The sequence below is a fragment of the Aliiruegeria sabulilitoris genome (genome assembly GCF_001558155.1).
GTDB lineage: Bacteria > Pseudomonadota > Alphaproteobacteria > Rhodobacterales > Rhodobacteraceae > Tropicimonas > Tropicimonas sabulilitoris.
In genome coordinates, this window is sequence record NZ_LOAS01000011.1 from 1 (window position 1) to 12,566 (window position 12,566).

At 61.4% G+C, this 12,566-nt stretch carries 15 protein-coding genes; 4 read left to right on the plus strand and 11 right to left on the minus strand.

The features are described from left to right. Positions 1–195 precede the first annotated feature (195 nt). From AX756_RS11180 to AX756_RS11215, 9 genes are all read right to left on the minus strand, one after another. Positions 196–1,116: a metallophosphoesterase gene (locus AX756_RS11180; RefSeq protein WP_068311203.1), complete on the minus strand. Its 921-nt coding sequence runs from the start codon at positions 1,114–1,116 to the stop codon at positions 196–198. Between the two features lie 404 nt (positions 1,117–1,520). Beyond that, positions 1,521–2,159 carry a hypothetical protein gene (locus AX756_RS11185; RefSeq protein ID WP_068311206.1) on the minus strand — a complete coding sequence of 213 codons (639 nt, stop codon included), beginning with the start codon at positions 2,157–2,159 and terminating at the stop codon, positions 1,521–1,523. Between the two features lie 150 nt (positions 2,160–2,309). Next, positions 2,310–3,389 carry a bifunctional DNA primase/polymerase gene (locus AX756_RS11190; RefSeq protein WP_068311207.1) on the minus strand — a complete coding sequence of 360 codons (1,080 nt, stop codon included), beginning with the start codon at positions 3,387–3,389 and terminating at the stop codon, positions 2,310–2,312. 4 nt (positions 3,390–3,393) lie between these two features. Continuing rightward, positions 3,394–3,708 (minus strand): hypothetical protein, encoded by a 315-nt coding sequence (locus AX756_RS11195; RefSeq protein ID WP_068311208.1) that lies wholly within the window; start codon positions 3,706–3,708, stop codon positions 3,394–3,396. After that, positions 3,705–3,830: a hypothetical protein gene (locus tag AX756_RS26635; RefSeq protein ID WP_269432950.1), complete on the minus strand. Its 126-nt coding sequence runs from the start codon at positions 3,828–3,830 to the stop codon at positions 3,705–3,707. The genes AX756_RS11195 and AX756_RS26635 overlap by 4 nt, the downstream gene beginning before the upstream one ends. Then, positions 3,827–4,129, minus strand: a complete 303-nt coding sequence (locus AX756_RS11200) for a winged helix domain-containing protein (RefSeq protein WP_068311210.1) — start codon at positions 4,127–4,129, stop codon at positions 3,827–3,829. Before AX756_RS11200 ends, AX756_RS26635 begins: the two co-directional genes overlap by 4 nt. A gap of 106 nt (positions 4,130–4,235) precedes the next feature. Then, positions 4,236–4,562 (minus strand): helix-turn-helix transcriptional regulator, encoded by a 327-nt coding sequence (locus AX756_RS11205; protein WP_321186425.1) that lies wholly within the window; start codon positions 4,560–4,562, stop codon positions 4,236–4,238. 12 nt (positions 4,563–4,574) lie between these two features. Beyond that, on the minus strand, positions 4,575–5,447 hold the full coding sequence (locus AX756_RS11210; RefSeq protein WP_068311212.1) for a hypothetical protein: 873 nt from the start codon (positions 5,445–5,447) through the stop codon (positions 4,575–4,577). Next, positions 5,447–6,643, minus strand: coding sequence for a tyrosine-type recombinase/integrase (locus AX756_RS11215; protein WP_231701038.1), 1,197 nt, complete (start codon positions 6,641–6,643; stop codon positions 5,447–5,449). Before AX756_RS11215 ends, AX756_RS11210 begins: the two co-directional genes overlap by 1 nt. Before the next feature lie 845 nt (positions 6,644–7,488). Between AX756_RS11215 and AX756_RS11220 the strand changes: the two genes are divergently transcribed. The 3 genes from AX756_RS11220 to AX756_RS11230 are packed head-to-tail and all read left to right on the plus strand — an operon-like array spanning position 7,489 to position 9,984. Then, positions 7,489–7,905 carry a hypothetical protein gene (locus AX756_RS11220; protein WP_068311217.1) on the plus strand — a complete coding sequence of 139 codons (417 nt, stop codon included), beginning with the start codon at positions 7,489–7,491 and terminating at the stop codon, positions 7,903–7,905. Further along, positions 7,905–8,477, plus strand: coding sequence for a GNAT family N-acetyltransferase (locus tag AX756_RS11225; RefSeq protein WP_068311219.1), 573 nt, complete (start codon positions 7,905–7,907; stop codon positions 8,475–8,477). The genes AX756_RS11220 and AX756_RS11225 overlap by 1 nt, the downstream gene beginning before the upstream one ends. Before the next feature lie 58 nt (positions 8,478–8,535). Further along, on the plus strand, positions 8,536–9,984 hold the full coding sequence (locus AX756_RS11230; protein WP_068311221.1) for a homospermidine synthase: 1,449 nt from the start codon (positions 8,536–8,538) through the stop codon (positions 9,982–9,984). Positions 9,985–10,078: 94 nt separating this feature from the next. On the opposite strand, the gene AX756_RS11235 is transcribed toward AX756_RS11230, so the two are convergent. After that, positions 10,079–10,420, minus strand: a complete 342-nt coding sequence (locus AX756_RS11235) for a hypothetical protein (protein ID WP_068311223.1) — start codon at positions 10,418–10,420, stop codon at positions 10,079–10,081. A 103-nt stretch (positions 10,421–10,523) separates the two neighbouring features. Beyond that, complete coding sequence (locus AX756_RS11240) at positions 10,524–11,453, minus strand: LysR family transcriptional regulator (RefSeq protein ID WP_068311225.1); 930 nt, start codon at positions 11,451–11,453, stop codon at positions 10,524–10,526. A gap of 108 nt (positions 11,454–11,561) precedes the next feature. Here AX756_RS11240 and AX756_RS11245 point away from each other — a divergent pair, with 108 nt between their 5' ends. Continuing rightward, on the plus strand, positions 11,562–12,560 hold the full coding sequence (locus AX756_RS11245) for a class 1 fructose-bisphosphatase (RefSeq protein WP_438938399.1): 999 nt from the start codon (positions 11,562–11,564) through the stop codon (positions 12,558–12,560). Positions 12,561–12,566 lie beyond the last annotated feature (6 nt).

Below are 12,566 nucleotides of genomic sequence, written 5' to 3' on the forward strand. Positions count from 1 at the left end.
TGCTGCATGAGCGAAGAACCCACAAAAGCCAAGTGTCTGCAAAGCGCAGTTACCGGACCTCGCGGCCCAGGACCGGTGCTCCTTGGGTATCGGAAAGTGTCGGGCGCTGGTCTCAAGGTCGGGAATGCCGACCTTGCAGACATCTGTAAGAAATTATCAGATGACCGGTAGCGGTTGGACACGAGACTGCATTCTCTATCTGGCAGTTTCCGCGATCAGGCGCATGATCTCCTCATCCTCGGCGACATTTTGATCAAGCGGTATGGGTTCTCCAACTGCCTCGACCACCTTGCCGTCGTCGTCGAATATCACCTCCAGTTCGCCGAGATATGCGCCAAATGCGTAGGCCTGCACAATGGCTACTCCATTGTAGATTCGCGGATAAGGCCCCTCTGCCCGGGGATCGCTGCCTGACAGGAAAGTATGGGAATGGCCGCCGACAATCACATCGACGCCCGTTTTCTTGGCCGCAAGCGACAGGTCCCCTCCGAAGCCGGAATGGCTGATCAGAACGATTTTGTTGATGCCTTTGCCAGCCAGACTATCGACTTCGGCGCGCAGCGCTTCCGTCGCATCCCTACCCGTGATCCTTGGGGTGTACTTTCGCCACTCCCGGTTATGCGGCAGCGTCAATCCGATCACGCCAAGCTGCTCATCGCCGAGTTCCAGCACGACCGAGCCGTATGTCTTGCCGTCCAGTTGCGGATGGCTGGACAGATCGGCGTTGGCTACCACAACGGGAAATCTCAGGCCGCTAATGAATTCACCCAGAACCTCCGGACCTTCGTCAAACTCGTGGTTTCCAAGGACCATGGCATCATATCCCATCCGGTTCATCAACTCGGCCGACAGTGATGGATCGAAGTCGGTCGGGTATGCGGGGCTGGGAAATTGATCGCCGGCGTCGAGCAGCACCACGTGGTCGTCGCGTTCTCGGATGGCGGCAATCGCTGCCTTGAGGCGCGCTGATCCCCCGATGCAATCTGCGGCAGCGACCGCATCGGACGGACAGTCGTTGTCAAGTCGATCAATCGGCCCGATGCGGTAGTGGAAGTCATTGGTATGCAGAATGGTCAGCGTGAAATCCGCCCGAGCCTCCGTGGGTTCGAGCAGCATCAAAGCGACTGCCACAAGAATGTGTTCTGCCCGGTATCGCCACCCACGCAGAATGCATGATCTCCAAAGTGTTTCGTTTTGCAAAGTGACTGTTTTTGGCATCTCTCCCTCCCAGTAGGGGCCGCACCCAATCAAGCAGCCAAACTATACTGGGTTTTGGCCCTTCGAACGATGATATGGATCAGCGGCAACTCTCGTTTTCCGACCGATTGCGCCCACCCCCCCCCGAACCGCACAAATGATGTCAGATGCTTACGCACTGTGACACGAAAGAATGGCCACAACACTTGGCATTCCGGACAATGCCAGATTACGCCAAACGGCAGGAATGCGCAGGTAGCCGCTGTTGGTACCCAACTCGCACATCGCTCGTTTGGTGACGATGGACCCGTCGGTGCAAATTCCTATTTCGGCCTGTTTCGGGCACTCGGCAGCCTGTCCGCGAAACCGAATTTAGCCGCGATACCGCCCAGCGCTTGCATCACGAACCTGTCGTGGTGGTGGTTCAGCCGCTCGAACGTCCGCCAGTGCATCCCCTTGGGTTTGTTGCAGAGTTCCGGGCCGTTCAGAATGCCGGGTTTCCAGCCAAGTTGCCCGCGTATCCTGTCCGCCTTCCGTGCCGCTCTTTCGCCCGCGTCTTCGCGCTGGGACGGGTAGGCCAGTTGGTGACAATGACGGCAAGCGTATATCCGTCCGCCATAGAGCACCGCAACCCGCCTCCCGCAGCCTTGGGCGGGGCAGAGGAACCAATGCCGCGCCCCGCCGATGTTGCAGGGCGTGGCGTCGAGATGGACGCTGTAGCGCAGGCTTTCCCAATCCTCGCCCACGCTTCGGGACCGGTAATCCAAGACAATGCGCCCCGGTTCCGAGGCGATACCGACCGATGCCACTACTCCGCCATTGCGTGACCATGTGATGTTGCCCGAATAGCCCGGACGCATCATGCCCTCGCGCCCCAGCCAACGCACGTCTATCGCCCGATAGTCTTCCGTCGTGCTCCTGGCGCCAATGTGCCAGTGCCGCCCGCTACCCATTCCGCCCATGTAGTGCCTCAGATTTTACCGAAATCATGTGGGAACCTGCACAACATGCGCAGGCCGTTTTTCAGGTCTCAGCCGGTCACCGCCGACACCGCGAAAGCGACACCCTGCAAGAGCGCCCGCAAAGTCTGCGTAATGGGCGCTGGCGCCGATTTAATCCCGGTCACTAGCGCGCCCTCCAGGTTGCCTGCCTTCCCCATAGGCGGGGGAAAAGGGTGTATAGTGATTATTCCCAGATACGGGCCACCAAGTGCGGAGCCGGTAGAGGCCGCTTCGGTGTCGGCTTGGCGCGCGCAATTCTTCGAGAAACCGCCGTTCGAGCAGCACATCGCGCGTGCGTGCAATCCGTTGCCGAGACCAGGGCGGGTTTCCGGCCTCGCTCATGGCGCGGGGTGCGATTGAGAAATCCGACTTGTTCTGGTGCCAGCGAACAAGAAGCTGATACAGCACCAGCGCGTCGGGCTTGTCTATCAAAGCATCCATGATGCGGTCTCCTTCTGACAGTTGGGGTTTGCGCAGGCCGACATAGTTCCGGCCCGCCGCTTCGTATTTCCATGCCGAGCGGGCGGTGCGTTCCACCTCTGCAACTGGCAGCGGATCGGGGAAAGTGCTTGCCCACGAGGCGGCCACATCCAGAAGCGCTTCCACGTCGTCGCAATAGCGCGCCTGGGTCATGCAGTAGCGCCAGAGATGGTTGTTGCGCTCGCCGGTCTGGACGGTCTCGGCAGGACGGTCGAAACCCAGCGCGTCGGCGCGGATTGTGGGAAGGTTTGCAATGTCGCCAAGCCCTCCGGAGCGGAAGGCATAGGCCGCGCCAAGGTCTTCCCGCCATGAGGGTGGCGCTATCGTGAAGCCACCGCCCAGCACGTCTATCGGTTGGTTGCGGAAGGGCCGGATTTTCCGGTCCTCCCCATTGTGACGATACCAGAGCTTTGCCTTTCCGGTGGCGGTGCCGATGACAATCGGGGTTTCCCCGAACCGCTCCACCGCAGCGGCAAGCCAAGCCTCGCTTGCCGCGTCCACGTCGATTTCGGTGATGCCGGAAGGCTTGCCCATGACGATGCCAAGCCCATCTGCATTGCCCAGCTTTTCGACATGCGCCCATGTGCGTGCGAGACGCGGCGTCGCCTTCTGCCAACCTCGCACGGCGGGGCGTTTGTGGAGTGTATCCACCGGAAAGGCGGGTAAGCCAGCATCCGCATAGGCTTCGGAATGTTGCGCGAATACTCCCATCTGCTCACGCTCCCTTGTCCATTCGGCGGAAAGGTCGGTCCGCGCGGTGCCGAATGTGCGGCGGCAGGTCGGCCAGTTCGGGCGCAACAGCGCCGCTGTGGGCTTGGTAGAGGCGGGTTAAGGCTTCGCGGGTCACACAGTAGGCGAGGGTGCGCCATCGCGCTCCCCCCATGGTTTTGGTGCCGCTCCTGCGTTGCAAAAGCCATTGGAGACCATCCCGGCATTCGGCAACGCGGAAGTTGCCATGCCGGAACACCTCGCCCCGGTATCCGTCCGCTTCTTCGCGGTGGTCGGTGCGGAAGTTCGGGAGTGCATTCATGCGCGGCGCTCCCCATAGCAATGGTCCGCCAGCAGTTCGGCCTGTTGCCGGGTGAGGCCATAGCGGCGGGCGAGAAACCGGATTTGGATTTCGCGCGGGTCGGGGTGGTAGGTCTTGCTCATGCCGCCACCTGGGAACTGTAGCCGGTCACAGGTGTAACCTGAGAGCGAAGAACGTAGCACGCATGTGTCCCCGGAAACTCGCCTTCGTGCGGTTCATGGATGGTCTCGATTTCCACGCATTCGCCACGCAAAACCCAGATGTAGTGACTCCAGCGTGGAGCGGGATGAAAGATTGGCGTGCAACCGTTGTCGCCAGCAGCGAGTAGTTGTTCCATGGCCCAGTTGACGCGGCCGGTGATGTTGATCCGAAACGGATCGTCGGACCCATTCTGGACCCTGTATGCCTTGATTTTCTGCATTCGATAGCCTCATGCATTGAAGCGGCGAGGCAGTTGCGGTACATCTCAGTTGGACGCTGAAACGAATACACCCTGCATGGTCTCGCCGGACTTTGCGGGGTTTCGTTTAGGCAGCCGTGCTTTGGCGGCCGTTCATCCAGGCGAGAATATCGCTTTCGCGCCACGCGACCGCGCGCTTTCCGAGCCGCACGGGCTTCGGAAACTCGGGGTCATGTTGCGGACTGCGCGGGTCCATTTTTGAATAGATGGACGACCGCGAAAGGCCGGTCATTGCTTCAACTGCCGGTCGGCGTTGGAAGCGGTCTTGGTTCTGTTCGGAGCTTGTTGCCATGTCGCATGTCCTTGGGTTGTTGTGGAACATGCCGAACAAGATGAACACAACCAGCCGTGGAAATAGGCGGCACAATTCGAAAAGCGTTTCGATACGGCGCATCGATTCCGTAACTTACTGTTTTGACTTCCAGTTTCCCGGCTTGGAAAGCTCAGGGTACAGTTCCCGAGCCTTTTCCCACGCAGCCAAGAAGGCTCGATGCGACATGCCAGGGGGGGCATGGCGGGTGGCAGCATCTGCTTTTCTAGGGAAATATCCCCTACGGCAATCCGCTATAATTCTATTCGCAACGGCTGCAACGCTCCCGTCTCCAGCGACCTCGTCCGACGGTCGATCAAGATACTCGACAACATCCTTCTTTCGAAACATCAGTGAACCGCCTGAAAAACCGCCCCATGGCTTGGGAGCTAAGGTTGTGGTGGCTTTGTGCGGGAGAAGGCGAGTTAGTAGAACGTAAGCTGCGACGAGCACAACGCTGCCAGCAAATGCTAGCTCTATCGCCACTTCTCTACCGACTTCATGCCAAGGAACCCAAAGCCCAAATGAAACAAGCGCCAAAATTAACGAAGTATATCCGGTAACGAGCAACACGAACGTGAAGATCAGAATCCATTGCGACCTTCGGCCATGTTCTTTGTCCGTCGGTTCTTCGCGCGCACGAAGCGCCGCGATACTCAGAGCGTGGAGCATGCGGAAGCCAACCCCAACCCGCGCCTCGCCGAACGTCACAATCCCGGTCCGGTAGTCGAAAGACTCATGATTGGAGCCATGACGGCTGATGGTTCGGAGAAAAAAACGATCCACCCGGACCTCCTGACCGTTTGGCAAGAGGATGCCAGCCTCATTGAGAGTCCAGCAAAAGTTCCAAAACTCTTCCCGAACCTTGTCTAGCGACTCGTCAGTCGAGCCAGGAACCTGCTCTTCCATTTGGTCATAGATTAGAAAGAAGCACTCAGGCGCTGAAACCCAACCGTCCAAATAGAACATCAACCAATCCTCGCAACCTTGGCGTCCGTCTCGCTCAGATACGCCGCCCAACTCTCCATCATCTTCCGCCGCTTCTCGAACACGTCCGAGCGCGCATAGGCTTGCTCCACAGCATCGCCGGTCTTGTGCGCCAACGCGGCCTCGGCAACCTCGCGGGGGTAATTTGTCCGTTCCTGCGCCCATGTGCGAAATGACGTGCGGAAGCCGTGAATGTCGGCATCGAAGCCGAGTTCCTTGACCAGCTTGGAAAGCGTCATGTCTGAGAGCACCTTGCCGCGCAGACTGGGGAAGACGAGGCCGGACCCATCGCGCAGGCTTTGAGCTTCGGTCAGTATCTCCACCGCGCGGGCAGGCAGGGGAACTCGGTGCGGGCGCTGCATCTTCATCCGGTCAGCGGGGATTTCCCATGTCGCGGTGTTCATGTCGATTTCATCCCAGCGCGCCATGCGCACCTCGCCCGAACGGCTGGCGGTCAGAATAAGGAACTCAATCGCCAGCTTGGTTGCCTTCCATGCCCGTGAAGCATGGACCGTTTCAATACATCCGGCAACTTCCGAGTAATGCAGCGCCTTGCGGTGCTTGGGCTTCCGTTCCACCTTGGGCAGAGCGAGCGTTGCGGCTGTCGAGGGGTTGTTCGCACACATTCCTTCTGCAATCCCCCATCTGAAAACATAGGACACGCGGTAAACCAGTTTTCGCGCAACATGCGGCACCTTCTCGCGCGCGGCCAAGATGGCCTGCCGAACGTCGGCACTGGTGACTTCTGGCAAAGCAACCGAGCCGAAACGCGGGAAAATGTATTTTTCCAGAGTTGAGAGGAACGCCGCGCGGTCTTTCGGGTTCTTCCAGGTCGGGGACAACTCGACATGTGCCTTACGGGCGGCTTCCTCGAAGGTGAGAACCGCCCTTGCCTTCCGCTTCTCTGCGAGCGGGTCACCGCCCGCACGTGCAATGCGCTTGTTTTCCAACGCCTGCTCGCGGGCTTCGGCCAGCGTGACGACAGGCGGGCTACCCAGTCCCATTTCCCGGCGCTTGCCACGGATGACGATGCGCTGAACCCAGAAGCGCCCACCGGTCGGCTTGACCAGCAGAAAGAGGCCAGTTCCCTTGCCGTCGTGATACTTGCCGGGTTCTTTCACAGAACTGACAACAGCGGCAGTCAGAGCCTTGCGGGTGGGCTTGATTTCAGCGGGCATTGGTTCCCCCATTAGCTCCCCCACAACATAGTGGAACAAGTTGGAACTCAAAAGGACGTTAGGGAACAAAATCATCTTTTTTTAATGGCATAGGAAGCCGCACTGGAACCCGCAGGAATAGGAATTGGCGCCTGTAGGGGTCGCCACGAAAAATCCACCGGAACCTGCTTTCCAAAACAGAATGCGAATCCTGACCTTACCACTCCCCCCGTCGTCCCCATGACGGCGCGCGAGTGCTGGAGATCGGACCGGAAGGGTGCATGCGGATCGTGCTGCAACTCCCTTAGCCGCCCCCGAAAAACTCTTGGAACGCACAAAACACCCCCATGCCGGAGGCGTTCGCATCGCCTGCGGAAAATCTCCCTGGCGCGGGCTTTTTCGCATTGCAAAACGTCGAAATTGCGGTACATGCCCGCTCAGCCCAAGGTCGCACGTGCCTGTGGGCGCCCACGGTCCAAACGTCGGATTGGCTCGAATACTTCGAAGTCGATCAAGTCTGCGTAAAACGCAGGCGGGTGGCGGGTTAGGTCGACGGTACATCGATATGTCCAGGCATATCGAGGCGGGAAGGTTGGATGTCTCGCCGGGCGCCTTGAAGCAACGACGGTAGGGCCCTTTGCCTGCGCTGGTGTCCAAAGCCAGCCTCAAAGCGGCACACCTTTGTTGTCGGACGTGCGGACGGGATTACCGCTCCAATCCAAGACAGCGCTTGATCGCGCCGGTTTCGCAGTTCTGCGGCGCCGGGTCCGGTTGTCTTCTCGATTCGTTACGCGGCGCGTCCACGGCCCGCGCAACGGCCAAGGGGACGGCCGGGTTCAAACACTTGTCTGGATGGAGAGGCCACAATGACGTCCGCCCGCATCGCCGATTACATCAACGCGAACCAGTTCGACGAGCCCTGCCTGATCGTCGACACCGATATCGTGCGCGAGAACTACCTGTCCTTTGCCCATGCGTTGCCGGACACGCGTATCTTCTACGCTGTGAATGCCAACCCCGCGCCGCAGATCCTGTCGTTGCTGGCGGAGCTCGGCTCCTCCTTCGACTGCGCTTCGATGCGGGAGATCGAGATGGCGCCCTGCATCCTCGCCGGGCCGACCTGCGACAGCGCCGATGTACTCTACGAAAAGAACCACTACCCGATGCCGCCTACGCTGACCGTGGGCGACGAGATCCTGATCGAGGGGACCGGCGCCTATACAACGACCTATTCGGCGCAGGCCTTCAACGGCTTCCCGCCGCTGCGTTCGGTCATCCTCTGATGGCGCGGGACTTCGCAGCCAATGCGGCCGCAGTGGAACTTGTCATCCGCGCCGAGCACCCCACCGACGTGCCGGCGCGCGAGGCGCTTCTGGACACAACGATGGGCACAATTCGCTTCTCGCGCAGCTCGGAACGGCTGCGCGAGGGGCGTCTGCCCGCGCTGTCCCTTGTCGCCCAGGCGCCCGGCGGCCTGGTAGGCACCGTGCGGCTGTGGCATGTGCGCGCTGGCGGCCTGAGCGGGGCGCTGATGCTCGGCCCGCTCGCGGTGGATCCGACGCGGCAAGGCCTCGGCATCGGAGCCGCGCTCATGCACTCGGTTCTGGCGACGTTGCGCGCACAGGAGTTCCGCGCCGTCGTTCTGGTGGGCGACCCGCCCTACTACGAGCGCTTCGGCTTTCATGCCCGCCACGCGCGCCGGCTGCACATGCCCGGTCCGTTCGAACGCCACCGGCTGCTTGGCCTGCCCCTGGAGCCGGGCGCGCTCGATCATGCCCACGGGGTTCTGCGCCCCTGCGGCCCAAGCATCACACAGGCTGTCCCCGAGCGCGCAACCGCGTCCCGGGCCGCCTGACGGAAACCACACTCGACAGAAAGGAGCGGCCCGGCTTTGCCAGTGGCCACAGCAACGGATGACAGAGAAGACATACCCCAACCATGGCAAGATTACCGGCCCCGTGGTGATGATCGGTTTTGGTTCCATCGGTCGCGGCACATTGCCCCTGATCGAACGCCATTTTGATTTCGATCCCGACCGGCTGGTGGTGATCGATCCCGTGGACAAGGACCGTGCCCTGGTCGAGGATCGCGGCTACCGCTTCATCGCGGTCGAGCTCACGCGCCGGAACTACCGCGAGCTGCTCACGCCCTACCTGACGGCCGGAGAAGGGCAGGGATTTTGCGTGAACCTCTCTGTCGATACCTCGTCGCTCGACCTGATGAAGCTCTGCCGCGAGCTTGGCGTGCTCTATATCGACACGGTCATCGAGCCCTGGCCGGGCTTCTATTTCGACGAGACAGCCGGGAATGCCGCGCGCACCAATTACGCCCTGCGCGAAACCGTGCGGACGGAAAAGGCGGCCAATCCCGGCGGCACGACGGCGGTGTCCTGCTGCGGCGCGAATCCGGGCATGGTGTCGTGGTTCGTCAAGCAGGCGTTGCTCGATGTCGCGGAGGCGGTGGGTGCCGATATCGACGAGCCCGCCGCGAATGATCGCGATGGCTGGGCGCGGCTCATGCGGCGCGTCGGCGTCAAGGGCATCCACATCGCGGAGCGCGATACGCAGCGCTCGGATGCGCCCAAACCGGCGAATGTCTTCGTCAACACCTGGTCGGTGGAGGGGTTCATCTCGGAGGGCTTGCAGCCGGCCGAGCTCGGCTGGGGCACCAGCGAGAGCTGGATGCCCGCCAATGCAAAGGGCCACGAGGAAGGCTGCCAGGCGGCCATCTATCTCGAACAGCCCGGAGCCGCGACCCGCGTGCGCAGCTGGTGCCCGACCCCGGGGCCGCAATACGGCTTCCTGGTGACCCATAATGAGGCGATCTCGATCGCGGACTTTTTCACGGTCCGGGATGCCGAGGGTGGTGTCGCCTATCGGCCGACCTGTCACTATGCCTATCACCCCGCGAACCTCGCCGTGTTGTCATTGCACGAGATGTTCGGCAATGGCGGCGCGGCGCAGCCGGAGATGCAGGTTCTCGACGAGAGCAATATCGTCGATGGCGTCGACGAGCTTGGCGTGCTGCTCTTCGGTCACCGCAAGAATGCCTACTGGTATGGCTCGCAGCTTTCCATTGGAGAGACCCGGGCGCTCGCGCCGCAGCAGAACGCGACCGGCCTGCAAGTCACCTCGGCGGTGCTGGCCGGAATGGCCTGGGCCCTGGCCAACCCAGAAGCGGGCATTGTCGAAACCGACGAGATGGATTTCCGCTTCTGCCTCGGGGTGCAATCGCCCTATCTCGGGCCGGTGAAGGGCTATTTCACCGACTGGACGCCGCTCAAGGACAGGCTTTCCCTGTTCCCCGAGGAACTGGACCGGCAGAACCCGTGGTCCTTCCGGAACGTCCTCGTCACCATCTGATCTCTCGCTTCCCTTGCCCGGACCGTGCATGCGATCTGGGAAAACCTGCCGCTTCCGCCCGCATTTCCGCGGGTGGAAGCGGACGGGCCAACTATCACGTCGCACCCCAAGGCGGCGTAACCGGCTTGCCGTCCACCCTGACCTCGCCGGCCACGTTGTCGAGCACGACCGGGTTGTCGAAAAGGGTCAGCACCGGACGCACGCCGAAACGTCCCTCCATCCAGTCCGCCCAGCCCTCGTTGAACCAGGCTTCGGCATCCTCGCGGGTGGCAAACTCGTAGATCCCGCCGCCGCCGGCCTCGCTGTCGAGGTAATACTTGCGGCGCAGCCCCTTCACCTCGTGAAAGATCTTCGTGGACTCGAGCGATTGGGCGATCACTGCCTCCCGTGTCCGTCGTGGTCCGTCGAGCGGAATCTGAACCAGAGCAATGATCATCGATGCGCCTCCCCCTTGCGCGCCGCGCGGCCTGCTCGGCGCCGCAGACCGATGCTAGCAGGTCGCGTTGCATTCTCAAGCGCGCGGACCGGCGCCCCCCCCCTCAACTGAGCGTGCGCGCGAAGATCGGTTCAACCAAGGCCAGGATCCGGTCATGGACCTCGCCCGCAGCCCCCGAAGGCGGCCGGTCGGCAGGGTAAAGCAGGAACCATTTGCGCAGGATGGGCATATTGGGTGTGCGCAAGGCCACCAGCCGCCCCGAATGCAGCTCCTCGGTAATCGTATGCTGGGAAAGGATGGCAATTCCGAGCCCCGCGATCACCGATTGCTTGATGGTCTCGTTGGACGACATCTCGATCACTTCCGCCGGATCGCCGGCATCGAGCCCATACAGGAAGCGCTCGCTGAGCACCCGTGTTCCCGAGCCGTATTCGCGCGCCAGAAAGGGCTCGGCCAGGATTTCCTCGGCCGAAACACTCTCGCGCCCGGCCAGCGGATGATCGGCAGCAGCGACGAGAAGATGCGGATTCGGACCGATCACCGTAGCCGAAACCGGCGGATTGCGGGGTGGCCGCCCCATCAGGGCAAGGTCGAAGGCCCGGTCTTCGAGGCCCGACAGGATCTCCCCGCGATTGCCCACCTTCAGCTTGACGTCGACCTCGGGCAATTCCCGCTTCAGCTGCGCAACCAGTTCCGGGGCGAAATACTTCGCCGTGCTGACCACGCCCAAAACAACCGTGCCCGCCTTGCCGCTGCGGAGCGCCTCGATCATGTAGACGGCCTGCCGAAGGCTTGCCTCCGCCTTGTCGAAAGCAACCAGCAGGGCCGCCCCTTCCGGCGTTGGCGCAAAGGCCTCCGGCCCCGTCCGGTGCAGCATGGCGCAGGTGAAATTCTCTTCCAGCGCCTTGAGTTGGCTGTGAACCGCGGGCGGCGTCAGGCCAAGCTCTTCGGCGGCCCGGCTGATGGAGCGCAGATCGGTCACCGCGCGCAGGGCGCGCAACTGTTTGAAAGTCAGGGCGTTCAGGCGATGCATTAGATTTTCTGAAACAACAGTTCTGATCTTTTAAATTCACTTATAACTCAAAAAATTGAATATGAAAGCTGTTCTTGAATCGTTGGAGGGGAGGCCGCGATGTTGGAGATAGCCAGTTCAATCGACACGACCCAGGTCCCGGAAGATCTGCGCGCGCCTCTTGATGCGTTGGCGCGGGTGGCGCGGAACCTGTCCTTTACCATCCGGCGCGGCGGGCTCGGACAGTCTCTCGGCCACGAGGTGGGCGAGAACACCGATGGCGACACCCAGAAGGCGCTGGACGTGCTGGCCGACGAGGCCTTCTCGACTGCGCTGAAGGGAACGGGCGTCCGCTGGTATGCCTCCGAGGAGCGCGACCATGTCGAAGCGATGGACCCGGACGGGCGCTACGTGGTCGCCATCGACCCGCTGGACGGCTCGTCGAATATCGACGTGAATGTCTCCATCGGCACGATCTTCTCGATTTACGAGGCCAAGGACGACGCCGAGGCGAGCGTGTTGCGGCCTGCCTGCGAACAGATCGCCGCGGGCTACGTGATCTATGGGCCGCAGAGCCAGATGATGCTGACCTTCGGCAAGGGCGTTCAGCAATATGTGCTGGACCCGGAAAGCGACAGGTTCCGCCTGCTTGATCCGGCCAAGACCATTCCCGAAGGCTCCAGCGAGTTTGCAATCAACGCCTCGAACTACCGTCACTGGTCCAAGCCCATTCGCGCCTATATCGACGATTGCCTTGCCGGGATCGAAGGTCCGCGCGGCAAGAATTTCAACATGCGTTGGGTGGCCTCGCTCGTGGCCGAAACCCACCGCATCCTGAGCCGTGGCGGCATCTTTCTCTACCCCACCGACAACCGGAAAGGGTACGAGCGCGGGCGTCTGCGCATGGTTTATGAATGCGCGCCAATTGCATTCCTGATCGAACAGGCAGGTGGGGCCGCCACCGATGGCAGCGACGCGATCATGGGGCAGATGGCCAGCGAGCTGCACGCCCGCACGCCCTTCGTTTTCGGCACCACCGAAAAGGTCGAGCGCGTCACCGCCTATCACGACCTACCCGACCAGGAAGTCTCGGCACTTTTCGGTCAGCGCGGCCTGTTCCGCCTCTGACCCCGT

Excerpts from the sequence above, each read along its gene's own strand:
- AX756_RS11180 (WP_068311203.1), bottom strand. The coding sequence starts at position 1,116 with ATGCTGCTCGAACCCACGGAGGCTCGGGCGGATTTCACGCTGACCATT.
- AX756_RS11185 (WP_068311206.1), bottom strand. The coding sequence starts at position 2,159 with ATGGGCGGAATGGGTAGCGGGCGGCACTGGCACATTGGCGCCAGGAGC.
- AX756_RS11190 (WP_068311207.1), bottom strand. The coding sequence starts at position 3,389 with ATGGGAGTATTCGCGCAACATTCCGAAGCCTATGCGGATGCTGGCTTA.
- AX756_RS11195 (WP_068311208.1), bottom strand. The coding sequence starts at position 3,708 with ATGAATGCACTCCCGAACTTCCGCACCGACCACCGCGAAGAAGCGGAC.
- AX756_RS26635 (WP_269432950.1), bottom strand. The coding sequence starts at position 3,830 with ATGAGCAAGACCTACCACCCCGACCCGCGCGAAATCCAAATCCGGTTT.
- AX756_RS11200 (WP_068311210.1), bottom strand. The coding sequence starts at position 4,129 with ATGCAGAAAATCAAGGCATACAGGGTCCAGAATGGGTCCGACGATCCG.
- AX756_RS11205 (WP_321186425.1), bottom strand. The coding sequence starts at position 4,562 with ATGCGCCGTATCGAAACGCTTTTCGAATTGTGCCGCCTATTTCCACGG.
- AX756_RS11210 (WP_068311212.1), bottom strand. The coding sequence starts at position 5,447 with ATGTTCTATTTGGACGGTTGGGTTTCAGCGCCTGAGTGCTTCTTTCTA.
- AX756_RS11215 (WP_231701038.1), bottom strand. The coding sequence starts at position 6,643 with ATGCCCGCTGAAATCAAGCCCACCCGCAAGGCTCTGACTGCCGCTGTT.
- AX756_RS11220 (WP_068311217.1), top strand. The coding sequence starts at position 7,489 with ATGACGTCCGCCCGCATCGCCGATTACATCAACGCGAACCAGTTCGAC.
- AX756_RS11225 (WP_068311219.1), top strand. The coding sequence starts at position 7,905 with ATGGCGCGGGACTTCGCAGCCAATGCGGCCGCAGTGGAACTTGTCATC.
- AX756_RS11230 (WP_068311221.1), top strand. The coding sequence starts at position 8,536 with ATGACAGAGAAGACATACCCCAACCATGGCAAGATTACCGGCCCCGTG.
- AX756_RS11235 (WP_068311223.1), bottom strand. The coding sequence starts at position 10,420 with ATGATCATTGCTCTGGTTCAGATTCCGCTCGACGGACCACGACGGACA.
- AX756_RS11240 (WP_068311225.1), bottom strand. The coding sequence starts at position 11,453 with ATGCATCGCCTGAACGCCCTGACTTTCAAACAGTTGCGCGCCCTGCGC.